This window comes from Mesorhizobium denitrificans, assembly GCF_003403035.1.
Lineage (GTDB): Bacteria > Pseudomonadota > Alphaproteobacteria > Rhizobiales > Rhizobiaceae > Mesorhizobium_G > Mesorhizobium_G denitrificans.
This window is the reverse complement of record NZ_QURN01000005.1, coordinates 215,119-236,825: the sequence shown is the minus strand read 5'-3', so window position 1 is coordinate 236,825 and position 21,707 is coordinate 215,119. Positions and strand designations below refer to the sequence as shown.

Annotated in this window: 20 protein-coding genes; 10 read left to right on the top strand and 10 right to left on the bottom strand. The window is 57.7% G+C overall.

What is annotated here, in order from left to right:
• Positions 1 to 68 precede the first annotated feature (68 nt).
• Entirely contained in the window at positions 69 to 794 is a 726-nt protein-coding gene (locus DY251_RS08035; protein WP_116623353.1) for an AzlC family ABC transporter permease, read from the top strand.
• A gap of 3 nt (positions 795 to 797) precedes the next feature.
• Positions 798 to 1,091 (top strand): AzlD family protein, encoded by a 294-nt coding sequence (locus DY251_RS08030; protein ID WP_116623352.1) that lies wholly within the window; start codon positions 798 to 800, stop codon positions 1,089 to 1,091.
• A 4-nt stretch (positions 1,092 to 1,095) separates the two neighbouring features.
• On the opposite strand, the gene DY251_RS08025 is transcribed toward DY251_RS08030, so the two are convergent.
• From DY251_RS08025 to DY251_RS21440, 4 genes are all read right to left on the bottom strand, one after another.
• Positions 1,096 to 2,937 (bottom strand): aminopeptidase P family protein, encoded by a 1,842-nt coding sequence (locus DY251_RS08025; protein WP_116623351.1) that lies wholly within the window; start codon positions 2,935 to 2,937, stop codon positions 1,096 to 1,098.
• Positions 2,938 to 3,090: 153 nt separating this feature from the next.
• Positions 3,091 to 3,963 carry a 50S ribosomal protein L11 methyltransferase gene (locus tag DY251_RS08020; RefSeq protein ID WP_116623350.1) on the bottom strand — a complete coding sequence of 291 codons (873 nt, stop codon included), beginning with the start codon at positions 3,961 to 3,963 and terminating at the stop codon, positions 3,091 to 3,093.
• Positions 3,964 to 3,982: 19 nt separating this feature from the next.
• The gene (locus DY251_RS08015) at positions 3,983 to 4,561 is read right to left on the bottom strand and encodes an SCO family protein (protein ID WP_116623349.1); all 579 of its coding nucleotides are present in this window, start codon (positions 4,559 to 4,561) and stop codon (positions 3,983 to 3,985) included.
• Positions 4,562 to 4,596: 35 nt separating this feature from the next.
• Positions 4,597 to 4,758 carry a hypothetical protein gene (locus DY251_RS21440; RefSeq protein WP_158553233.1) on the bottom strand — a complete coding sequence of 54 codons (162 nt, stop codon included), beginning with the start codon at positions 4,756 to 4,758 and terminating at the stop codon, positions 4,597 to 4,599.
• Between the two features lie 72 nt (positions 4,759 to 4,830).
• Between DY251_RS21440 and DY251_RS08010 the strand changes: the two genes are divergently transcribed.
• From DY251_RS08010 to DY251_RS07995, 4 genes are all read left to right on the top strand, one after another.
• A complete protein-coding gene (locus DY251_RS08010; RefSeq protein ID WP_116623348.1) occupies positions 4,831 to 5,328 on the top strand; it encodes a cytochrome b in 498 nt (165 codons plus the stop codon).
• A gap of 68 nt (positions 5,329 to 5,396) precedes the next feature.
• Positions 5,397 to 5,885, top strand: a complete 489-nt coding sequence (locus tag DY251_RS08005; protein WP_116623465.1) for a CreA family protein — start codon at positions 5,397 to 5,399, stop codon at positions 5,883 to 5,885.
• 31 nt (positions 5,886 to 5,916) lie between these two features.
• The gene (locus DY251_RS08000; RefSeq protein ID WP_116623464.1) at positions 5,917 to 6,561 is read left to right on the top strand and encodes a DapH/DapD/GlmU-related protein; all 645 of its coding nucleotides are present in this window, start codon (positions 5,917 to 5,919) and stop codon (positions 6,559 to 6,561) included.
• A gap of 50 nt (positions 6,562 to 6,611) precedes the next feature.
• Positions 6,612 to 7,070, top strand: coding sequence for a low affinity iron permease family protein (locus DY251_RS07995; protein ID WP_116623347.1), 459 nt, complete (start codon positions 6,612 to 6,614; stop codon positions 7,068 to 7,070).
• 53 nt (positions 7,071 to 7,123) lie between these two features.
• On the opposite strand, the gene DY251_RS07990 is transcribed toward DY251_RS07995, so the two are convergent.
• Positions 7,124 to 8,287 (bottom strand): amidohydrolase, encoded by a 1,164-nt coding sequence (locus DY251_RS07990; protein ID WP_116623346.1) that lies wholly within the window; start codon positions 8,285 to 8,287, stop codon positions 7,124 to 7,126.
• A gap of 156 nt (positions 8,288 to 8,443) precedes the next feature.
• Between DY251_RS07990 and DY251_RS07985 the strand changes: the two genes are divergently transcribed.
• Together DY251_RS07985 and DY251_RS07980 are read left to right on the top strand one after the other, a co-directional pair.
• Positions 8,444 to 9,271, top strand: coding sequence for an AAC(3) family N-acetyltransferase (locus DY251_RS07985; protein WP_116623345.1), 828 nt, complete (start codon positions 8,444 to 8,446; stop codon positions 9,269 to 9,271).
• An 8-nt stretch (positions 9,272 to 9,279) separates the two neighbouring features.
• The gene (locus tag DY251_RS07980; protein ID WP_116623344.1) at positions 9,280 to 10,566 is read left to right on the top strand and encodes a hypothetical protein; all 1,287 of its coding nucleotides are present in this window, start codon (positions 9,280 to 9,282) and stop codon (positions 10,564 to 10,566) included.
• On the opposite strand, the gene DY251_RS07975 is transcribed toward DY251_RS07980, so the two are convergent.
• The 3 genes from DY251_RS07975 to DY251_RS07965 all read right to left on the bottom strand — a co-directional run bounded on the left by DY251_RS07975 (position 10,501) and on the right by DY251_RS07965 (position 14,656).
• Complete coding sequence (locus tag DY251_RS07975; protein WP_116623343.1) at positions 10,501 to 13,014, bottom strand: ATP-dependent helicase; 2,514 nt, start codon at positions 13,012 to 13,014, stop codon at positions 10,501 to 10,503. The genes DY251_RS07980 and DY251_RS07975 overlap by 66 nt on opposite strands.
• A 69-nt stretch (positions 13,015 to 13,083) precedes the next feature.
• A complete protein-coding gene (locus DY251_RS07970; protein ID WP_116623342.1) occupies positions 13,084 to 13,530 on the bottom strand; it encodes a response regulator in 447 nt (148 codons plus the stop codon).
• Positions 13,531 to 13,543: 13 nt separating this feature from the next.
• Entirely contained in the window at positions 13,544 to 14,656 is a 1,113-nt protein-coding gene (locus DY251_RS07965; RefSeq protein WP_116623463.1) for a histidine kinase dimerization/phosphoacceptor domain -containing protein, read from the bottom strand.
• Positions 14,657 to 14,794: 138 nt separating this feature from the next.
• Here DY251_RS07965 and DY251_RS07960 point away from each other — a divergent pair, with 138 nt between their 5' ends.
• Together DY251_RS07960 and DY251_RS07955 are read left to right on the top strand one after the other, a co-directional pair.
• Positions 14,795 to 16,207 (top strand): FAD-binding oxidoreductase, encoded by a 1,413-nt coding sequence (locus DY251_RS07960; protein ID WP_116623462.1) that lies wholly within the window; start codon positions 14,795 to 14,797, stop codon positions 16,205 to 16,207.
• 94 nt (positions 16,208 to 16,301) lie between these two features.
• Positions 16,302 to 20,384, top strand: coding sequence for an AsmA family protein (locus DY251_RS07955; protein ID WP_116623341.1), 4,083 nt, complete (start codon positions 16,302 to 16,304; stop codon positions 20,382 to 20,384).
• Here the strand turns inward: DY251_RS07955 and DY251_RS07950 are convergent.
• Both DY251_RS07950 and DY251_RS07945 read right to left on the bottom strand, forming a co-directional pair.
• Entirely contained in the window at positions 20,381 to 20,887 is a 507-nt protein-coding gene (locus tag DY251_RS07950) for a dihydrofolate reductase (protein WP_116623340.1), read from the bottom strand. The genes DY251_RS07955 and DY251_RS07950 overlap by 4 nt on opposite strands.
• Before the next feature lie 8 nt (positions 20,888 to 20,895).
• Entirely contained in the window at positions 20,896 to 21,693 is a 798-nt protein-coding gene (locus DY251_RS07945; RefSeq protein WP_116623339.1) for a thymidylate synthase, read from the bottom strand.
• Between the last annotated feature and the right edge of the window lie 14 nt (positions 21,694 to 21,707).

The following is a 21,707-nucleotide window of genomic DNA, read 5'->3' as shown; positions in this document are numbered from 1 at the left end:
AGGTTCAGCGAAATTCGCGTGACATTGCAGCGCGTCGTCCCTACCTAGCAGGCTCTTGGAGTCTGGAAATGTCAGCCGAAATAATTACTCAATTGCCTGCGCGAAGATCCTCGCTTTCCGAGTTTCTCGATGGCGCGCGTCGGGCCATTCCTGTCGTCGTCGCTTCGTCGCCTTTCGCGGTGCTGTTTGGCGCGCTGGCCATCGACAATGGCCTGACGCCGTTTGACGCGCTGTTCATGAGCATGACCGTTTTCGGCGGCGCAAGCCAGATGGTTGGCATTGAGCTTTTTGGCCATAAAATTGCGCCTTGGCTCATTGTGCTTTCGATCTTTGCCGTGAATTTCCGGCACGTGCTGTATTCGGCGGCAATTGGCCGTCATTTTGCGCATTGGCCGCTCTGGCAGCAGGCTTTGGCCTATTTTCTGCTGACTGATCCTCAGTTTGCGGAAGCTGAAAGCCGCGCGCAGCGGGAGCGTGTTCCCTTCGCCTGGTATTTCGGAATGGGCCTCTGCATCTATGTTTTCTGGAATATGGCAACGCTCGCCGGTGCGCTGTTCGGACGGCTCATACCGGACCCGCATGCAATCGGGCTGGATTTCCTGTTGCCGATTTATTTCCTTGGCATCGTCATGGGCTTCCGCAAGCGGCCCATGTGGTTGCCGCTGGTTCTGGTCAGCGGCGTCGCATCCATGATCGCCTACAAATTTGTCGGCTCGCCTTGGCACGTTTCGCTAGGTGCGCTGGCAGGCATAATTCTGGCGCTCATCGTGCCGCCATCTTCGCAAAAGGCATAGGCCATGAACGAAACGATCTGGATCATCATCGCCTCGGCTATCGCGACCTATTTCACGCGCGTTGGCGGCCATCTCGTGTTGTCGCGGTTTGAAACGATCCATCCGCGCATTGAAGCGGCACTCAACGCTGTACCTGCTGCGGTTTTGACTACGCTCGTCGCGCCGTCATTGCTTAGCGCCGGACCACGGGAAATGATAGCGATTGTCGTTGCCGGTCTTGTCGCGCTGCGAGGCGGCATCATGACGATGTTTATCACCGGCGCCTTGGTGCTTATCCTGCTCCGCAATTTTACCTGACGGATTACCCGATCGGCGCGGTCGCTGCCTCCAGCCATTTCAGCGTTTCGCCATCGACCATCGGGCCGATCTCGGCCAGTACGCGTGCGTGATATGCATTGAGCCAACTCAGTTCTCCGGTGCTCAGCAGGTCCGCGCGCACCAACCGCCTGTCGAATGGCGCAAGGGTCAGCGTCTCGAAGCTGTGCATTTCAATATCGCCGTTCTCAATCTTGCTCGGCGCATCGACCACGATCAGGTTTTCGCAGCGAATGCCGTAATGGCCTTCCTTATAGTACCCTGGCTCGTTGGAAAGTATCATGCCGGTCAGCAGCTTTTCCGTGCCGGTTTTCGCCAGCCGTTGCGGGCCTTCGTGCACCGCCAGATATGATCCCACGCCGTGACCGGTGCCGTGCGCGTAGTCGAATCCATGCTGCCACAACGCGTAGCGCGCGAATGCGTCGAGGTCGGAGCCTCGCGTTCCGGGCGGAAAGCGCAGCCGCGAAATCGCCATAAGCCCTTGCAGAACCAGCGTGAACCGCTCGCGCATTTCATCGCTTGGCGTACCGATAGCGATTGTGCGCGTTATGTCGGTCGTACCGTCTTGATATTGCGCGCCGGAATCGAGCAGGAACAATTCGTCCTTGCCGAGCTGGCGATTAGACGCGCGCGAGACGCGATAGTGGATGATAGCGCCATTCGGACCTGAACCTGAAATCGTCTCGAACGAGACATCTTTCAGCGCGCGCTGCGTTTCTTCGCCAACACGATGGCGCGCTTCTTCAAGCCGTGTCACGGCGGTTATCTCATCAATAGTGCCGGGCTGCTGCGCATCCAGCCAGCACAGGAACCGTACCACTGCCGCGCCGTCGCGCCGATGTGCGGCGCGCGAACCAGCCAGCTCCGCCTCTTTTTTTGTCGCGCGGGGCAAGCGGGCCGGGTCCGCCGCTTCGACAACCTTACCGCCATTGCCCTCCACGATCATGCGCAGTCGGTCGGCGGCCAGCACAGGGTCGAGCGAGATCCGCGAACCGGCTTTCGCCAGTTTCGCAATTTCACCTTCCAATGAATCGGGCGCGCGCAGATCGGCCAGTTGGGTCAGATAGGCCTCGGCCTCAATCCCGAGCTTGCGCTCGTCGATGAAAAGCAGATGCGGCCCTTTTGCCGCGATCACAGCAAAGCCCAGCGCCAGCGGTGTGTGCGGTACATCGGCACCGCGAATGTTGAAGGCCCAGGCAATTGAGGAAGGATCTGTCAGCACCGCATAGTCAGCGCCTTGCTTGGCAACCGCCTCCGCGAGCCTTGCCAGCTTGTCGCGCGCCAGCTCTCCTGCCAACTCATTTGGCTGAAGCGTAACCGCGCCCAGCGGCGGCCGAGGGCGATCCTTCCAGATGGCATCAATCGGATTTTGCTCCAGCGGCAGCAATTCAGCGCCTGCGCGCGCGGTAGACCTGCGCATCGCCGCCGCCTCTGCAATAGTGTGCAGCCAAGGGTCGAAGGCAATTCGCGCGCCCTTGCCGACATTTTCGGCCAGCCATTGCGCAGGCGGGTTTTCAACCAGACTTTCGACCTTGAACAGGTTCATATCGGCCTGGTGCCGCACTTGAAGCGTGTAGCGACCATCTACGAAAATTACCGCCCGGTCGCGCAATACGATTGCCACCCCCGCCGAACCGGAAAACCCGGTCAGCCAGCGCAGCCGTTCGGAGCAGGGGGCGACGTACTCGCCCTGATGTTCATCGGAGCGCGGCACGATAAACCCATCGAGATCGTGCTTTGCCAGCCATTCGCGCAGCAACGCCACGCGAGGCACGCCGACCGAGGGATCGCCGGTGACTTCAAAATCCTGAAACTGCGCTTCATACATGGGCTTCAATTCTCCGCCTTCGCGGCAAGTGCTATCCGAAGTCCCGTCCGAAATCAAAGCTATGTGCTCTGTGCGTAGATGCCTTGCGTTCCGGTTTTTATTGCCGGGTACAAAAGGTCATGACCGCGCTGCGCTCAAACGGGCAGCACGCTTTTAGCGCTTGAGATGAAGTGTCACCCAGCCTTCGCGATGCAGGGTGGTAATGTGGCGGAACGATTGGCCGACATAGGCCGAAATCACTGCATCACGCTGGCGATCCAGAATGCCGGAAAGTATCACGGATCCGCCCGGAAGAATAAACCGCGCCATTTGTGGTGCCAGCCGCATCAGTGGCCTCGCAAGAATATTTGCAACGATCAGATCAAACGGCGCGCGCCGCGCAAAAGCGGGATTGCCAAAGCCAGTCGCGGTCAACGCCTCGACATACGCGCCAACCCCATTTAGTCGCGCATTTTCGTGCGCGACCTTCGTGGCTATAGGGTCAATGTCTGTGGCAAGCACTGGAATATGCGCCAACTTTGCGAGAGCAATGGCCAGAACCGCGCTGCCGGTGCCAAGGTCCAGCGCGTTGCGCGGATTCTCGCGTCGCACGACGCGTTCGATCATTTCGAGACACCCCGCCGTGGTGCCGTGATGGCCCGTACCGAACGCCAGCCCGGCCTCAATCTCGATGGCAATGTCGCCGATGTGCCGCTTTTCGCGATCGTGCGAGCCGTGAACGAGGAACCGTCCTGCGCGCACCGGCTTCAGCCCTTCCAGCGACTTGGCGACCCAGTCGATGTCCGGCAGCACTTCGACTTCCAGCGGCGCGGAGATGGAAAGCTCCTGCAGCCGCCGCGCGGTCGCCGCGCGCACCTCATCCGGGTCGTGCTCCACATAGATCGAAAGCTCGTGAATATCCGCATCCTCATCAACTTCGAGGATTGCGATTGGATGGCCGACATCTTCGAAATCCAATTCGAGAGCGGCAAAGGCGCGCTCGACATCGGCGCGGTTCATGCGAGCAAAGATGCGTGTCTGGGTCATGGAGCGGCGATAGCCGAAATCAGCCTTCCGCCGCCAGTCTTTTCAGCTTGGCAAGCGCTGTATCCTGATTTTCGCCATAGGCGATTGTCCCGAAGAACTGTCCGTTACTGCCAAGCAGCAGAACAGACGCTGTGTGATCCATGGTGTAGTCGCCGCCATCCGTCGGCACTTTCCGCGCATAGATTTTGAAGTCCTTGACCATCTGGTCGACCTTCGCTGGGTCGCCGGTGATCCCCATGATGCGGCTGGAAACGTTGGTCACATAATCATTCATCACCTGCGGCGTGTCGCGTTCGGGATCGACCGAAACGAAATAGGCGTGAATGTTCTTGCCTTCATCGCCGAGCGTTTTCAGCCAACCATCCATTTCGACCAGAGTCGTTGGGCAAACTTCCGGGCAATGCGTAAAGCCGAAGAACACTATCGTTGGGTGGCCGCGAAATGCCTGCTCATCGATTGCCGCGCCGCGACTGTCAACAAGCTGAAACTTTCCGCCAAAAGCTTCCTCGCCATGTGTCGTGCGGTACCAGTCAAAAGTCATCCAGCCGACAGCGATTGCCATCAGAAAAATAATGCCGGCCAGAATGAAGCGCATCATACGATAATTTCCAGTTTTGTCGTGAGATCAGTAGCTTACATGCACCAGGCGAGGCCGGATTCAACCACGGAAAGGAAAATTCCGTCCGCGTTGTTCATCCACCCAGCGAATGCGATGCCGGTAATACCAGCCAGCAGTGCCGCTGCCAGCGCCACCTTGCCGCCTGTCCAGATCATGGTCTTTGAACTAGGTTTCATTACAAAAATATAAGATGCACGCCTTTGCAAAGAAAGGCACCATATCGTCGCTGTCAGGTTTGGACCATCAGAATGAAAACATCCACCGGATATTCGGGCTTTCAAATCGCGCTGCATTGGACGATCGCAGCACTTATCGCCTTCCAGTTTTTGGCCTCGGATGGCATCGGGCAGGCGTGGCGTGCATTTCGACGTGATGGTGTCGTTGGCGATGCATTTTCCCCGCTCGCATTGGCTCACATCGTCGCTGGCGTGGCAGTATTGTTGCTCATGGCGGTGCGGATCTGGCTACGGCTCAAATATGGTGCTCCGCCTGCCGACCCAACTGAGCCGGTGGCGCTGCAATGGCTGGCCAAGCTCGCGCATATCGCGCTTTATCTGCTGCTGATCGTCCTGCCCATTTCCGGCCTGGCGGGCTGGGTTTTCGGCGCGAGCGCGTCCATTCAGGTGCATCTCATCGCGAAAACAATTCTGCTGCCGCTGATTGGCCTGCATGTGCTGGGGGCGTTGGCGCATCACTTCGTTTGGAAGACAAAAGTTCTGCGGCGCATGATGGTGCCTGCGGCCTGATACTTGCACCGGCCGTGCAGATATCCCATCTGTGGCGCATCGAACCGCAGTTCATCAGGGAGCACTCGATGCGCAATGTCTTGGCGGCCTTGGCCGTAGCTTCAGCCGCGATTTTCGCCGCCCCGGCCTATGCCGATCAAGTCGGCCAGGTTGGCGTTGACTGGTTTGGCAATGACATCATGGTCGAAGCCATCAAAGACCCCAAAGTTGAGGGCGTAACTTGCCATGTTTCTTATTTTGAGCGTGGCATTGTGGACCGCCTGCAGAAAGGCAACTGGTTCGAGGATCCGTCTGACACCGCCATTTCCTGCAATCAAACTGGCCCGATCAAGATTGGCGAAATCGATCTAGACCAGGGCGGCGAAGAGGTTTTCAAGCAGGGCATCAGCCTGATCTGGAAGAAGCAGGTCGTGAATCGCATTTACGACAAGGCTAACAACACCCTCATTTATCTGTCGCATTCGCGGCAGGTTCAGGATGGTTCGGCCAAAATGGCGATTTCTACCGTTCCGCTGTTCGGTCAGAATGTCGTCTGGGAAAAAGGCCAACCGCAGTAGCGCCTGCCGCGCGTTCGCGCTAATCGAACTTATGGACGACGCGCTTCGCTTTCAGGACCCGCAGCCCCGTATTCACTCGACAGCAGAGCTTAAATCCTGCCGTCTTGGTAAATACGCGTCCATCGGCGAGCGCTGCGTGCTTCGCGAGGTCATTGTCGGCGACTTCACTTATTTTGAGCGCCACGCCGAAGCCATTTATGCAGACATCGGCAAGTTTTGCTCCATCGCGGCCAACACCCGCATCAACGCGCTTGAACATCCGATTGAGCGCATCACCCAGCACAAGATCAGCTACAGGCCGAACGAATATTTTCGCTATCAGGGCGTGGATGCCGCCTTTCGCGAGCGTCGCCAGTCCAAGCGCGTGCGTATCGGTCACGATGTCTGGATCGGTCACGGCGCGGTCATTATGCCCGGTGTAGCCGTAGGCAACGGCGCAGTGATCGGCGCGAATGCGGTGGTAACGCGCGATGTCGCATCCTATCAAATCGTTGCCGGAAGTCCCGCCAAGCCGATCCGTTCCCGTTTCAGCCAGCCAATTGCCGAACGCATTGAGCGCCTGCAATGGTGGGATTGGCCGGTCGCGCGGCTTTTCGAGGCAATTCCGGATATGCAGAATTTTTCTATCGAATTGTTTCTTGAACGCTGGGAAGGCACAGCAGGGCAGGGAACCTGAACCACAGAAGCTCGTTTCTGTCTCGCGCATTGTCGAGCGAAACGATCTCCATGGAAAAAATCTTTACACGCATCGCGAATAAGGTTGCTTACGCAACCGGTACTCCGATTGCGTTTATACTCTGCGTATCCATCGTGGTTATTTGGGCGGTGAGCGGCCCGGTCTTCGATTTTTCTGATACGTGGCAGCTTATCATCAACACCGGCACAACAATCGTGACCTTCCTGATGGTGTTCCTTATTCAAAACACGCAAAACCGCGACGGAGCAGCCATTCAGGCCAAGCTTGATGAACTAATCCGCGTCGGCGAGGCGGGGAACCACTTCATCGGCATCGAGCACCTTACTGAGAGCGAAGTCGAGGAAATCCGCCGCAAATGCGAACAGGCAGCCAAACGCGCCGAAAAGGGTGAGGCACCTAGCTCGCTTTCTGACGATGAAAAGCCGCAGCGCGCCAATTCCCGCGCGCGCAAAAACACGACCAAGCCGAAGACCACGCACTCAGCCTAATCCTTACCCTCTTTTTCCTTCTCCCGAAGGGTCGGATGAGGGGCAGCGCGAAGCTATCCCAGCAAATTAGCAGCGACGCGCATGAAAATGCGCGCGCCCGGCTCGATCAATGCATCTGGAAAATCAAAATCCGGGTTGTGAAGTTGCGGCGTGTTTTCTCCTGATCCGAACAGAAACATCGCAGCCTTTGCCGAGCGTCCGAACAACCCAAAATCTTCCGAGCCGCGCATGGGGTCGCTTTCACCATGCGACACGCCTTCGTCGTCGAACGCTTGCCGGAGCAGTTTCACCGCTTCCGCGTCGTTGTCGCAGTGATGGAAAACATCGTGATAAGTAATTTCGATCCCAAGCCCACAACGCGACGCGCTCTCGCGCACGAGAGCCTCAGCTTCGGCACACATTGCGTCCATTTTTTCATCGCGCAGTGTACGCAAGGTTGCCCAGATTTCCGCGTAACCAGGCGCGATGCCAAATGCCGGTTCGCCCATTCTCGCGTGCGTAACCGTCACCAGCCGATAGTTTTCGTCCAGCGCGCCGCCTTTGCCCAATGCGGTTAGTGCCGGCATCAGATCGGCGACCGCCCGCATAGGCGAACGGCCAGCTTCCGGCACCGAGGCGTGCGAAGTCTTGCCTGACAGCGAAATGCGCATTCCGCGAGAAGCGCAATTCGCCGGTCCGGCCGAAAGCGTTGCAAACCCCAGCGGCAGGCCGGGCATGTTGTGCAAGGCAAATGCGTAGTCCGGCTCGATTTCTGCGAATTTGGGGTCAGCAATAACCGCCGCCGCGCCCGCGCCGTTCTCCTCTGCAGGCTGAAACAGCAGCACCGCGCGCCCGTGCCTGGGCGGCTCGCGATGGAGTGCCCGCGCCAGCGCGGCTAGAATTGTCATGTGTCCATCATGGCCACACAGATGGCCTTTGCCCGGCACTTCGGAGCGATAAGACGAGTCTGAAATCTCCTGAATCGGCAGTGCATCCAGTTCGCAGCGGAACATCGCCGTTGGCCCCGGTTTCCCGCTGTCAAAAATCGCCGCAACACCATGTCCGCCGAGTTCAGTGATTATGCGATCAGGCCGTGCCGCTTGCAGAAACCGCACGACGCGCCGAGCCGTGTCACGCTCCTCGCCCGAAATCTCCGGCGAGAGATGCAACGCGTGCCGGAAATCGATCAGTTCAACGATGTCCGCATTCGAAAAAAGCGCCGAGCCGTGCTGGATCATTGGTGCACCATAGAATGTCGGTTTTTGCTGCCGAAACGCTTTATACTTCGGTTTGCGAATTAAGAAGAACTCGCGTAACTCCCGGATTGACAACAAATATATGCTAATATAGCAACTTTGAATTCAATTTGCCTGTTGCGTTAGGGGTGAGTGGTATTGAAAATCGCTGGGTTCGAAGAGCAAATTCGATCTCTCGGAGCTGTTTCCGGCGACGTTCTGTATATGCGGGCATCACTCAGCAAGATCGGCCTGCCTCGACCTGAGATTGAGACTGTCTTTCTACAGGCGGTGCGCAACGTACTTGGATCCAGTGGAACGATCATCGTTCCCGCATTCGTCAAACAGTATCCTCGCTGGAAGCGAAACATCCCTGTTTCCGACAAGGATACCCCCTCAAATGCGGGTGCGTTGGCGCAATTGATCCTCTCACTGCCGGGTGCGATTCGGTCAGAGCATCCGACCCATTCGTTTGCGGGTTATGGACCCAGAGCCCGCGAAATTCTGGAAGGCCATATAGGCGACAGGGCGTGCTTCGAGCCCATGCGGTCGATCGCGGAAATGAACGCGTTGATGTTGCTGGTCGGTTGCGTTGAGGAAAGCCCCGGCTTCTCCACGGTGCATCTTGCCCAGTTTGATCTCGGCTTATCACAACAACACTATCTGAAATATGTCAGCCACGTTCGCGTACGAGACAAATCGGGTGGCGAAAGCTTCTTTCATCCAATCGAATCTCCCGGGTGCAGTAAGCAATTCGGACGGTTCTACGAGGTCTATTCTGAGCAAACAGCTGGCTTGATCGGCAAAGCTTCGTCGATGTCTGTGCGAGCAAAATCAGCATTGAACATAGAGAAATCAGTACTGGAGAGAAATCCACGTTTTACTATTTGCGATAATGGAAAATGTTTGAGCTGTTCCCTAAGGGGATACAATAAATCGTCAATACCAAAGTATTTCTTATCAAGAATACAGAGAATATTCGAATAGCCTAACAAATGATTGCAGCCAGTTCTGTCGATCTGACGCCAGATCGAACCCTTCCGCTCGTCGGTTATGCAGCTACATTGCGAGAATCCGATGGAGTAAGATCCAGACTCGAATCCAACGTAATTCTCTTTGAAACGAACACCGCAAGGGTGGCTCTGCTGGGAATTGACGCGCTGTTTATCGGCTCGAGCTTCATTGACGCCGTGCGCGGCGACCTTATCGATCCCACCGTTGAGCTACTGTTCGTCGCAACGCACACGCATTATGCTCCCTCTCTGGATCAGTCCAAACCTCGGCTCGGCGAGACCGACAATGACTGGTTCTATAAAGCGGCAAAAATCGTAGCGGCGCAGATCAACGCGCTGCTGGGAGAACGGGGAATTGATGCTCGCGCTTCCTACGGCTCGCTCCCTTGCAACCTCTCGGTGTATAGGCGGCGGAGAATACCTACGCCGAAATCGCGATTTCCATTTCTGCAAGGCAAGATTTTGCTTGTTCCCAACCGGTCCAGGAAAAATCCGAATGAACTTCAGCTCTTTCAATTGCAAACCATGGAAGGGGTGCCGCTGGCGGTCATATGGAGTTGGCCCTGCCACCCGGTGGAGGCGTCGAACCGCAACTCCATCAACGCCGCGTTTCCTGGCGCCGTGAAGGCCGCGATCCGTGCTGCGACCGGGCTTGAACAACTGCCTGTGATTTTCCTTCCCGGCTTCTGTGGGGACATTCGCCCCGCGATTACTCAGTCAGTGGCAAGAACGGCCTTTATCGAGATGTTCAAAGCTCCCTCGAAAGGAGACATTGAGGCTTTTGAAAAGGGAGTGTGTGCGTCCGCGCTGAAAGTTCTTGCCAGTGCCAGTCCTGTCGATTTGGCCGAAAGTTTTCAATTTCAGCGCTTGGAAATGCCGCTGTCTGAGTTGCTGGAAGATTCTACTTCGACATTGCCGATCGCGTCCCTTTCCTGCGGCCCGTTCAGCGTGACAGCACTCGGAGCGGAGGTTTGTTCGCCTTACCTTGACCAACTTGGCTTCAACGCCTCAAAGCCGACTTTCTTCACAGGCTGCGCAGCTCCGACATTTGGCTATTTGCCCACCGACGCGCAAATTGCGGAAGGGGGTTATGAGGCTGAACGGTTCAAGGAATTTTTCGGCGTTACCGGATCGTGGAAACCGAAGGTAACAGCGCGTGTCGTTTCGGAGATGCGCGCCGTTACTCGAGCGCCGACTTCCATCTCAAGCCGGCGTCACAAACCCGTCGAGGACCTTCTTCTGCCCGGCCTTGTCGAAGTCGATGGTTAGCTTGTTGCCTTCGATTGCCGAGACATTGCCGTTGCCGAACTTCTGGTGAAACACGCGGTCGCCGATGCTGAAAGCTGAAGGGAAATCCGAGACAGATTTGGCGACCAGTTCTCCGTCAATGACCCGGCCTTTGACGGAGCCGCGCCCCGCGCCGAAACCAGAATCCGCTTCGCCGTAACCGATGCGTTCAAAGTTGTGGCCGGAACGTGAGCCCCAGTTCCGGTCTGTCGCCTCCGTGCGATTTGCTTTCGCACGCGCCCATCCCGGCGTGGCGTAGTTGTTGGAAAACGACTTTTCGCCAACGCTGTCGAAGCGCGAGGCTCCATAAGGGTTTTGTCGTCCATATCCTCCGCGCCCGGTTGCAAATCCGGATTGGCCATATCCGCCATACGAATTGCCCGCATCGGCGATTTCGACATGTTGCTCCGGCAGTTCTTCGAGAAACCGCGACGGAATTGTCGATTGCCAGAGCCCGTGAATGCGTCGGTTTGAAACAAACCACAGGTGCAAATTCTTTTTCGCGCGCGTCAGCCCGACATAGGCCAGTCGCCGCTCTTCTTCCAACCCGGAGCGACCGCCTTCATCCAGCGCGCGTTGATGCGGGAAAAGCCCTTCTTCCCAGCCCGGCAGATACACCGTCTCGAATTCAAGGCCCTTGGCCGAGTGCAGCGTCATGATCGAAACGGCATCGAGTTCTTCGTTCTTCTCCGCATCCATCACCAGTGCGACGTGTTCAAGGAACGAGCGCAGCGACTCATAATCCTCCATCGAGCGGATCAGTTCCTTGAGGTTTTCCAGCCGCCCCGGCGCATCTGCGGAACGGTCGTTCTTCCACATATCCGTGTAGCCGCTCTCCTCTAGGATTGTTTCCGCAAGTTCGGTATGCGGCGTCGTTTCCAGCGCCTTCTGCCAGCGCTCGAAATTGGCGGCCACCTCGCGCAGAGCCGCGCGCGGCACGGGCTTCAACTCGTCGCTTTCAGCGAGCTTGGCGGCAGCCTCCAGCATCGGGACGCGAAGTGCGCGAGCCGTGGCGTGAATCTGACTGATCGTTGCCTCTCCGATTTTGCGCTTCGGCACGTTCACAATGCGCTCAAATGCCAGATCGTCGGCGGGTTGCGCCACCACGCGGAAATACGCCATCGCGTCTCGAATTTCCTGCCGCTCATAGAAGCGCGGACCACCGATCACGCGATAGTTCAGCCCAAGCGTTACGAACCGGTCTTCGAATTCGCGCATCTGGAACGACGCCCGCACAAGGATCGCCATGTCGTTCAGCTTTTCGCCTTTGCGCTGATACTGCTCTATCGCCTCGCCAACTGCGCGCGCTTCCTCCTCCGAGTCCCAGGCGGCGTGTACGTTCACCTTGGGATCGTCGGGGGCAGGGTGGTCGGTGAACAGCGTTTTGCCGAGACGTCCCTCATTATGCGCAATCAAATGCGAGGCGGCGCCGAGAATATGCGCCGTCGAACGATAATTTCGTTCCAGCCGAATAACCGTTGCGCCGGGAAAATCCTTGTCGAAGCGCAGGATATTGTCCACTTCCGCGCCGCGCCATCCATAGATGGATTGGTCGTCATCGCCCACGCAGCAAATATTGACACCCTGTCCGCGCGGCCTTTGTGCAAGCAACCGCAGCCACATATATTGAGCGGTGTTGGTGTCCTGATATTCGTCCACCAAGATATATTTGAATTTGCGGTGATATTCCTCCAGCACATCCGGCTTTGAGCGGAATATGCGGATCGGATGCAGCAGCAAATCGCCGAAGTCGCAGGCGTTCAGCGTGGCGAGACGCTCCTGATAGGCGCGGTATAGTTCGCGGCCCTTGCCATTTGCAAAGGCGCGCGCGTCACCCTCTGCGATCTCTGAGGGCGCAAGCCCCTTGTTCTTCCATCCATCGATCATCTGGGCGAACTGGCGCGCCGGCCAGCGCTTGTCGTCCAGACCTTCCGCTTGAATAAGCTGCTTTATCAACCTGATCTGGTCGTCGGTATCGAGGATGGTGAAATCGGTCCGCAATCCAGCCAGTTCGGCGTGGCGGCGCAGAAGCTTCACGCCAATCGAGTGAAACGTGCCGAGCCACGGCATACCTTCCACATTGCCTTCGCCAATCAGCAGGGCAATTCGCTGCTTCATTTCGCGCGCAGCTTTATTCGTGAAAGTCACCGCGAGTATTTGGCTCGGATACGCCAACCCTGTTGCCAGAATATGCGCGATACGGGTCGTCAGCACACGTGTCTTCCCGGTCCCGGCACCTGCCAGCACCAGAACTGGTCCTTCGGTCGTCTCCACTGCAAGGCGCTGTTCGGGGTTTAAGCCCTCAAGATAGTTTGGCGCAGAAGCGCGCCGCGCGGCCATCGCTCGCGCAGCTATCCCGCCCGCTTGCACACTCGGCTGCGGCGCAGGGTCTTCGTCAAAGAAGGGCATATCATCGGGGAATCCGGACATCGCGCCCGAATGTAGTGATTCCGCTGCGAAAGGCCAGCAATGTTTCTGGTTTGTACTGAAAAATGCCCACTAACCGGCCGCCCAAGCCGACGACAACCGAGATGCGAGCGTAAAACTCTCCGGTTGCGCCACAGCTGGCGGCGGGCGCCTGATCCCTTGTTCCAGATATTGCAGGCTGGTCAGCAGCCCATTGATCGAATAGGGCTTTGCGATCACACCACATGCTCCGGCAAGATCCTCGGGAAGTCGTTTCGGATTCGCGGTAAGAAACACGTAGTATATCGAGGGAAATCGGCCCAAATGGCGAGCGACATCTATGCCGCTGCCGCCGTCGCGCAACTGTACATCGATGAAGGCGAGGTCGATCGGCGTGCTTTCGATAATCCCCATCGCTTCCTTCACGCCGGGCGCCCACCCCGCTACGTTGTGTCCCGCCTCTTCGATCAGGCTCTCCAATTCCAGCGCGAGAAGGGCCTCATCTTCGACTATCAATATCTTCATAGGCTGTGCGTTCATCGCGACGTTCCTCTTATGATATCTGGCTCGCCGGAACTGAGAGACGCACGAGCGTGCCGGGTTTGGTCGGCACCCATTGCGCACGAGTCCTGAGTTGTTGCCCGAGCGACTCGATCAGCTTCATGCCGAATGAAGCAGTCGAACCCTTGCCTTCGAAGCCCTTGCCGTCGTCGGCAACTTCGACGATCACCTTGCCGTCACCATCCTTAACGCGAACGTAAATCTTGCCCGGCTGCTCGGGCTCAAACGCATGTTTCAGTGCGTTCGTCACGAGTTCATTGATCAGCAGCGCTATTGGTGACGCCTTTTCTGCTGGAACTTCAATGTCATCGAGATCGAAGCTCACGGCAATATTTTCGCGCGCAGACGAAGCCATAAGGTTTGTTACAAGGTCGCGCACCAGGTGGGCGACGTTTAGCAGCGGCAAATCATTGCTCTGGTACAGCAGCTTGTGGACCGCGCTGAGCGCTTCAATTCTGCCCAGCACAGAACGCAACGTGTCGCGCGCCGCTTCATCCTTCACGTTTCGGCTTTGCATCAAAATCAGCGATGCGACGATCTGCAGATTATTCTTTACGCGATGATCCACTTCATGGATCAGCGTGTTCTTGGACTCCAGCGCGCGTTCCAGTTCCTTGGTCCGCGCACGCACGGCCACTTCAAAACTAGTCTTTTGCTGGAAAATTTCCTGTTCCGCCTGCTTCCTTTCTGTGACGTCCAGTTGGGAAGCAAAAAAATAGAGCAGTTTGCCGGACTCATCGATCACGGGGCTCATATACAGGGCATTCCAAAAGGAGCTGCCATCCTTGCGGTAGTTCAATAAATCAACGGCAATATCTTCCCTGTTCTGAACCGCATCCCGAATTTTTGCCACATCGTTGAAGTTGGTCTGTGGACCTTGCAGAAATCGACAATTCTTGCCGATCACTTCACAGTGTGAATATCCGGTCAGCTTGAAAAATGCCTCATTGGCGAAGACGATTGGGTTGTCCGGCTGGTTCGGATCGGTAATCAGCATTGGCATTCTGGTTGCGCGGATCGCAGCAGCAAACGGGTCTCCCTTGCCCCTGGGGGCGTGCAAATCGTCCGTCTGATGCCAGTCGTTTCTGTTTGTCGCGTCGTTCATTCCGTTGCCTGTTGAGCGAACCTGTAACATTCAACGGCGAAACAATGCGTTTGGTTCAACGCAAATGGCTATTTTCCTTCGACTTCCGGACGGCACACAGCCATAAGAATATTGCCGGTCGAGCGCATGGAGGAAAAGATGGCTTTGAAGGACTTGGCTGCGGTGGCGCGCAACGAAAACGGTATCGCAGCGATGCTTGGTATTTTGAAGCAGCGTTTTGGCGACCGCTTTCAGACCGGCAATGCCATTCGTGAGCAGCACGGCCACACCACGACCTACATTCCCAATCAGGCTCCCGACGCGGTCGTGTTTCCGGAGAATACGGAGGAGGTTCAGGAAATCGTTCGCGCCTGCGCCGAGCACCGCGTGCCGGTGATTGCTTATGGCACCGGCACGTCGCTGGAAGGTCATGTCAATGCGCCGGGCGGTGGCATCTGCGTCGATACATCCCGCATGAACCGAATTCTTGCGGTCAACAGCGAGGATCTGGATTGTACCGTCGAGCCGGGCGTCACCCGCGAAGACCTAAATCGGCATCTGCGCGACAGTGGCCTGTTTTTCCCGATTGATCCGGGCGCGAATGCCAGTCTTGGCGGGATGGCGGCAACGCGCGCTTCCGGGACCAATGCTGTGCGCTATGGCACCATGCGCGAAAACGTTATTGCGCTGACCGCCGTCATGGCCAATGGCCGCGCCATCACTACTGCAAGCCGCGCGCGCAAGAGTTCGGCGGGCTACGATCTCACGCGGCTGCTCGTTGGATCAGAAGGCACGCTGGGCATCATCACCTCGCTGACACTCAAACTCGCCGGAATCCCTCAGGCAATCTCCGGCGGCGTCTGTCCGTTTCCGAGTGTGGAGGCGGCGTGCAACGCCGTCATCATGACTATTCAGATGGGCATTCCCGTCGCCCGCATCGAGCTTGTCAATCAGCTTCAGATGCGTGCCATGATTGCTTATTCGAAGCTCAATTACCCGGAAAGTCCGTGCCTGTTTCTCGAATTTCACGGCTCCGAGGCCAGTGTTGCTGAGCAGGCCGAAACTTTCGGGGAAATCGCGTCCGAGTTCGGTGGCGGTCCATTTCTGTGGACGACTGTCGCGGAAGAGCGCAACGAGTTGTGGAAGGCGCGACATAACGCCTATTGGTCGTCGCAAACCCTGCGTCCCGGCGCGAAAGCCTTATCCACCGACGTGTGCGTGCCGATTTCTCGCCTGGCGGAATGCATTGCCGCCACGGAGGAAGATATTGCCCGTTCGAGCCTTGTAGCGCCGATCGTCGGCCATGTCGGCGATGGCAATTTCCACGTTCTTGTTCTCATGAATCCCGATGATCCAAAGGAGATCGAGGCGGCGGAAAGCTTTGTGGCGCGGCTGAACGCGCGAGCAGTCGCAATGGACGGAACCTGCACCGGCGAGCATGGAATAGGGCAGGGGAAAATGGGATTTCTCCGGCATGAACTTGGTGATGCCGTCGACTTCATGGTTGCCATAAAGCACGCACTGGACCCGCACGACATAATGAACCCCGGTAAGGTGTTCTTTCGCTATTGATTTATTGCTTTATCGGCTCAATGAAGCGTTTAAGATAAGCCCAACTCGCTGTAACTGTTCAGCGAGCCAAACCCCGGCCAGTTGTTGAGAGTCGATGCTCGCTCGCCTTTTTGTTTTTGTCGGCAGCCTGATCGTACTGGCGCTTATGGTCGCGCTGGTGGGGCCGTATTTTATTGACTGGACATCCTACCGCTCGGATTTCGAGCGGGAGGCCAGTGCCGTTCTTGGCCGCGAGGTAAAGGTCAATGGCTCGGCCACGGCTCGAATCCTGCCCTTTCCGTCCGTGACCTTCTCCGATGTAAGCGTGCGCGATGCCTCTGGTGAGCTTGCCATGACCGTCGATCAATTCTCGATGGATGCGGAGCTTGCGCCGTTTCTCAGCGGCGATGTTTTGATTTTCGATATGCGGCTCGTACGACCCAAGGCCAGCATCAATATCGACAATGACGGCAAGGTTGATTGGGTGCTTCGCCCGAATACGCCGTTCGATCCTCGCAACATCACGTTAGAGCATGTCGCCATCACGGATGGCGAAGTCAGCATTCGCTCTGCAAATGGCATCCAGCGCGAGATTACCGAGGTCAACGCCACCGTTTCTGCGCGAAGCCTTGCCGGACCTTGGCGGGCTGACGGTAGTCTGCGCTTCAACGGACGCAAAGCGACCTTGTCCGGCTCGTCCGGCGTGGCAGATGCCGAAGGCTTGCGGCTTAAAGTCAAGGTTGAACCCGCTGATCTGCCGGTCACTGCCGAGCTTGAAGGTTTGGCCGCCAGCAATAGTGGGGTGCTTAGCTATAAGGGGCAGTTCCATGCCAATGAACGCCTTCCTGCCGCGAAGGGTAACAGGCAAGGCAATGCTACTGAGGCGCAGGTAGGAAATCGCGCCAGCGGTCGTTTTGAGCTTGGCGACAAGCGCCTGTCGATTGAAGAATTCCGCTTCGAGGCGGGGCCGGTCGATGATCCTTATGTTGCTAACGGAACGGCGACCGTTGAATTGGGTGCCGAGCCACACTTCTCCGTCACTGCAACGGGGCAGCAAATCAGGCTTGGCGATGATGCCGACCAGCAAGGCGCAAGCGATGCAACAATGGCGCAACGCTTTGATACGATCGAATCCCTGTTGGGCAGTATTCCGCTGCCCACAATGCCCGGTGCAGTGGACATCAAACTTCCTGCCATCGTAGCCGGTGGCACAACTGTTCGCGATGTTGCCTTCACGGCCACCACCGCCGAGCGCGGCTGGAACATCGACAAGCTGACAGCATCGTTGCCGGGTCGCACGACTCTGGAAGCGAATGGCGTTTTTTCCGCGCGTCCGTCGCTCGGATTCAACGGAAAATTGCTTGTGGCAGTTGGCCAGCCTTCCGGCTTCGCAAGTTGGCTCGCAAATGACATCGACGCGCCGGTTCGCCGCTTGTCCAACGCTGGGGTCGAAGCGAATGTCGAGCTTACCCCCGATAAGCAAGTGCTCAACGATCTCGAGCTCATTCTTGGCGGCGCGCGCTTCAAAGGCACTGTTGCGCGCACCCAAGGGCAGGGCGCAAAGCCCCATCTTGCGGTCACCCTCGATGGCGGCGCGACCAGTTATGATTCCGCCGCAGCACTCGCGTCATTCTTCTTCGATGCGGATTGGAAAAACCGTTTCACGGATCATGATGTCGATTTGAAGCTTACGGCCGGACCGGTCGGCGATGCTCCTCAGGCTGCGGACAATATCGCCCTTGCTCTGCGCCTGTCTGACCAGACGGCGGATATTGATCGCCTGTCCATATCCGGCCTCGCGGGCGCTTCCATTGCCGCAACGGGACAAGTGGAACAACTTGGCACGCAACCGAAAGCCAAGCTCGACGCCACGCTCATTGGCGATGACCTCGCGCCACTCATGCAGTTGGCTGAGCAATCGTCCTCCAGCAAATTCGCTGCATGGATGGCGCGCAGCGCGCAGGACTACACCGGCCTGCTCAAGGACGCGCGGATCGACGTCGTTGCCAATGCGAACGTGCATGATGATGACGAGGCGAACTTGCACCTCACCGCGAAGGGAACTGCAGGCGGCACCGCAATCGATGCGGTATTTTCGGCGTCTGGTGCGCTCGATAAACCCGATGCCGCAGTGCTCGATGTGAAAGCCAATCTCTCCGCTGAGGATGGAGCAGCGCTGCTGGCGCTTGGCGGCTCACCTGTGCTGCCGCTCGGCCTCATTGGACCCGCAAAGGCGGAAATTACATCCAACGGCATTGCCGCGACCGGTCTGCAAACTTCGATCAAACTAAGTTCGGACACTGGCTCAGCTTCCTTTGCCGGTATGGTTGCCGCGCCCGCCGATGGCTTGCGTCTTCGTGGCGCTGCCTCGCTGGATACCACCGATATCGAGCCGTGGCTCATGACGTCCGGCCTTGCTTTTCCCGGCATGGGCACAGGAATGGGCGCAAAGCTCAAGGCGGATGTTGATTATGCAAAAGCGTTGCTCGTGCTCGGCAATCTTGGCGGCACGCTAGCCGACCGTGCCGTTTCTGGCGACCTGAACGTCGAGGTGCGCGAGGGCCTGCCGAATATCACCGGCACTCTGGTCACGGACGAAATCGATCTGGGGCAAGCCGCCGAGATGGTGCTTGGGCCAAATGCTTTCGACCACGCGGGCGAGGGTTGGCCATCCGCGCCCTTCCAGTCCGATATGAATGCGCCGGTGCGCGCGGATCTCGATGTCAGCGCGGCCTCGCTCGTTTTCGGCGCAGATGTCGCCGCGCAGGATGCCGTCTTGTCGCTCAAGCTCGACGATGAGGGTTTGAAGGTTCCCGAATTTAGCGCGCGCTTCAATGACGGCACGCTAACGGGCCTGTTCGACCTCAAGAATAGCGCCGCCACCGGCCTGTTTACGGGACAGTTTCGCCTTGCCGGTGCGAAGCTCGAAAACGTGCTTCCGACGCTCGGCGTGGATTCCTCTGCATTGTCCGGCGCGGCCGATATTTCCGCCAGTCTTACCGCCAGCGGCAAATCCATCAGCGCCATGATTTCATCGCTGGCGGGGTCCGGCAGCGCGTCACTCAAAGGCGTTGTGTTCAAAGGGCTGGACCCCTCTGCTTTCCCCGAACTTATCAAAGCGGCCGATGCGATTGGCCGCGATGTCGATGCACCGCGCACCGCGCGCTTCGCGCCGGAAATCGTGCGCAAGGCTACGTTCGACGCGGGCGATACGGATGTAGCTTTCACTGTCGCTGGCGGCGTCATGCGGGTCCCGCCTATCCGGTTTGAGCGTGCCGATAGCGTGCTAACCGGTGAAATCAAACTCGACCTCAATCGTTTCGACGTCGAAGCCAAGGGCTCGCTCGCCTACAATCCCGGCGACGAAAAGCTTGTCGGGTCAGAGCCCACGATTGCCTTCACGCTCGCCGGACCGCTGGCCAGTCCGGCAATCACGCTGGACACTCAACCACTCGGCCAGTTCCTCACACAAAGAGCTTTGGAGATTGAACAGGCGAGGGTGGAGGCTATGCAGGCCGCGCTGCTCGAAAAACAACGTCTGCGCCGCGAGGCAAACTATTACGCATCGCTTGACCTGGAGCGCAAACGCGCTGCCGAAGAACAGCGCCGCCTTGAAGAAGAGGCACGTCGCAAGGCTGAAGAAGAAGCCCGCGTGAAAGCCGAGGAAGAGGCGCGGCGTCTGGCCGAAGAAGCCGCCGCGCGCAAAGCGCAGGAAGAAGCCGCTCGCAAGGCGGAGGAAGAGGCTCGCGCCCGCGCTGCTGAAGAAGCTCGTAAGGCAGAAGAAGTGCGTAAGGCCGAAGAGGCTCGTAAGGCGGAAGAAGCGCGCAAGATCGAGGAAGCGCGCAAGGCTGAGGAAGCTCGAAAAGCGGCGGAGGAGCGTGCACGCGCTGCACAACCGGAAACTGAACCTCCGGCGGATCAAACGCCGCCTGCTGCGCCGAATCCTGCTCCCGCAGACACCTCGCCGCCAGTGCCCACGCCAGCTCCGGCACCGGCTGCGCCGGTGGAAGCCGTCGTTCCTCAAACGGCGCCCACGCCACAAGCAAGGCCAGAGCAGCCACCCGCTCAGGAGCGTCCCGCGCCGGCGCCTCAACCTGCTCCGCGCCGTGCAGTTCCCGCGCAGCCGCAACAGTTCCCGCCTGCGCCAAAGCCGTCCACCATCACGGACTTCTTGCGTTCACTTGGTGCTGGCGGCTAGCTCGTGTATCGGCGGCGTTGGTAGACAACGTAACGAGTAGCGTGGCTGTCGCGCTCGCCTGCTGGATGGTCCGTGCTTTCGATGGCTTCCCAATCAACCGGTGAAATTGCTGGAAAATGCGTATCGCCCGGCACTTCGCCCAATACATGCGTCACGTTGAGCCTGTCGGCTTGATCGAAAAGCAAGCGGAAAATATCCCCGCCACCAATTACCGCAATCTCGTCCGCCCCCGCATCGCACGCAATTCGCAGCGCGTCATCGACAGAAGTCGCCAGCGCAGCGCCATCTGCGACATAGGAGGGATCGCGGGTAACAACGATATTCAGCCGTCCCGGCAAGGGGCGACGCGGCAGGCTTTCCCAGGTTTTGCGCCCCATAATGAGGGGCTTGCCCATTGTATCAGCTTTGAAACGCTTGAGATCGGAGGATAGTCGCCACGGAAGTCCGCCCTTATGACCAATGACGCCATTGTCAGCGATGGCAACGTAAAAGGCGATGCGCATGGATACGATCAGACCGCGATCGGCGCTTTAATCGAGGCATCCGCGACATAGTTTTCCAGCCGGAAATCCTCGTATTTGAACGCAAACAAATCCTTCACCGCAGGATTGATCCACATCGTAGGCAGCGGCTTCGGAGTGCGGGTCAATTGCTCGCGCGCCTGCTCGAAATGGTTCGAATAGAGATGCGCATCGCCCAGCGTATGAACGAAATCACCCAGACCAAGGCCGCGCACCTGCGCAACCATCATGGTCAGCAGCGCGTAAGACGCGATATTAAACGGTACGCCGAGGAAAATATCGGCGGATCGCTGATAGAGCTGACAGGAAAGCCGTCCGTCTGACACATAAAACTGGAACAGGCAGTGGCAGGGCGGCAGAGCCATCGCCTCCACTTCGGCAGGGTTCCAGGCTGAAACGATCAGTCGTCGCGAATAGGGGTTGCGCTCCAATTCGCGGAGAAGATTTTTGATCTGGTCGATGGGCTGGCCATCATGACCGCCCGGCCATGAGCGCCACTGCTTGCCATAAACCGGACCCAGATCACCATTCTCGTCGGCCCACTCGTCCCAGATGGTTACATTGTGGTCCTTCAGATATTTGATATTCGTATCGCCCGCCAAAAACCACAGCAGCTCATGTATGATCGATTTGAGGTGCAGCTTCTTGGTAGTCAGAAGCGGGAATCCCTGCGAGAGATCAAACCGCATCTGATAGCCGAAAACACCACGCGTTCCCGTGCCGGTGCGGTCGCTCCGGTCGGTTCCGTGATCCAGTACGTGCTGCAGAAGGTCAAGATATTGGCGCATGGCTGCCACTGATT

Coding starts and splice junctions, on each gene's coding strand:
- DY251_RS07945 (WP_116623339.1), bottom strand. CDS start 21,693: ATGCGCCAATATCTTGACCTTCTGCAGCACGTACTGGATCACGGAACC.
- DY251_RS08030 (WP_116623352.1), top strand. CDS start 798: ATGAACGAAACGATCTGGATCATCATCGCCTCGGCTATCGCGACCTAT.
- DY251_RS08010 (WP_116623348.1), top strand. CDS start 4,831: ATGAAAACATCCACCGGATATTCGGGCTTTCAAATCGCGCTGCATTGG.
- DY251_RS08020 (WP_116623350.1), bottom strand. CDS start 3,963: ATGACCCAGACACGCATCTTTGCTCGCATGAACCGCGCCGATGTCGAG.
- DY251_RS08000 (WP_116623464.1), top strand. CDS start 5,917: ATGGACGACGCGCTTCGCTTTCAGGACCCGCAGCCCCGTATTCACTCG.
- DY251_RS07965 (WP_116623463.1), bottom strand. CDS start 14,656: ATGAACGACGCGACAAACAGAAACGACTGGCATCAGACGGACGATTTG.
- DY251_RS07995 (WP_116623347.1), top strand. CDS start 6,612: ATGGAAAAAATCTTTACACGCATCGCGAATAAGGTTGCTTACGCAACC.
- DY251_RS07990 (WP_116623346.1), bottom strand. CDS start 8,287: ATGATCCAGCACGGCTCGGCGCTTTTTTCGAATGCGGACATCGTTGAA.
- DY251_RS07975 (WP_116623343.1), bottom strand. CDS start 13,014: ATGTCCGGATTCCCCGATGATATGCCCTTCTTTGACGAAGACCCTGCG.
- DY251_RS07980 (WP_116623344.1), top strand. CDS start 9,280: ATGATTGCAGCCAGTTCTGTCGATCTGACGCCAGATCGAACCCTTCCG.
- DY251_RS07955 (WP_116623341.1), top strand. CDS start 16,302: ATGCTCGCTCGCCTTTTTGTTTTTGTCGGCAGCCTGATCGTACTGGCG.
- DY251_RS08025 (WP_116623351.1), bottom strand. CDS start 2,937: ATGTATGAAGCGCAGTTTCAGGATTTTGAAGTCACCGGCGATCCCTCG.
- DY251_RS08005 (WP_116623465.1), top strand. CDS start 5,397: ATGCGCAATGTCTTGGCGGCCTTGGCCGTAGCTTCAGCCGCGATTTTC.
- DY251_RS07950 (WP_116623340.1), bottom strand. CDS start 20,887: ATGCGCATCGCCTTTTACGTTGCCATCGCTGACAATGGCGTCATTGGT.
- DY251_RS07960 (WP_116623462.1), top strand. CDS start 14,795: ATGGCTTTGAAGGACTTGGCTGCGGTGGCGCGCAACGAAAACGGTATC.
- DY251_RS08015 (WP_116623349.1), bottom strand. CDS start 4,561: ATGATGCGCTTCATTCTGGCCGGCATTATTTTTCTGATGGCAATCGCT.
- DY251_RS07970 (WP_116623342.1), bottom strand. CDS start 13,530: ATGAACGCACAGCCTATGAAGATATTGATAGTCGAAGATGAGGCCCTT.
- DY251_RS08035 (WP_116623353.1), top strand. CDS start 69: ATGTCAGCCGAAATAATTACTCAATTGCCTGCGCGAAGATCCTCGCTT.
- DY251_RS21440 (WP_158553233.1), bottom strand. CDS start 4,758: ATGAAACCTAGTTCAAAGACCATGATCTGGACAGGCGGCAAGGTGGCG.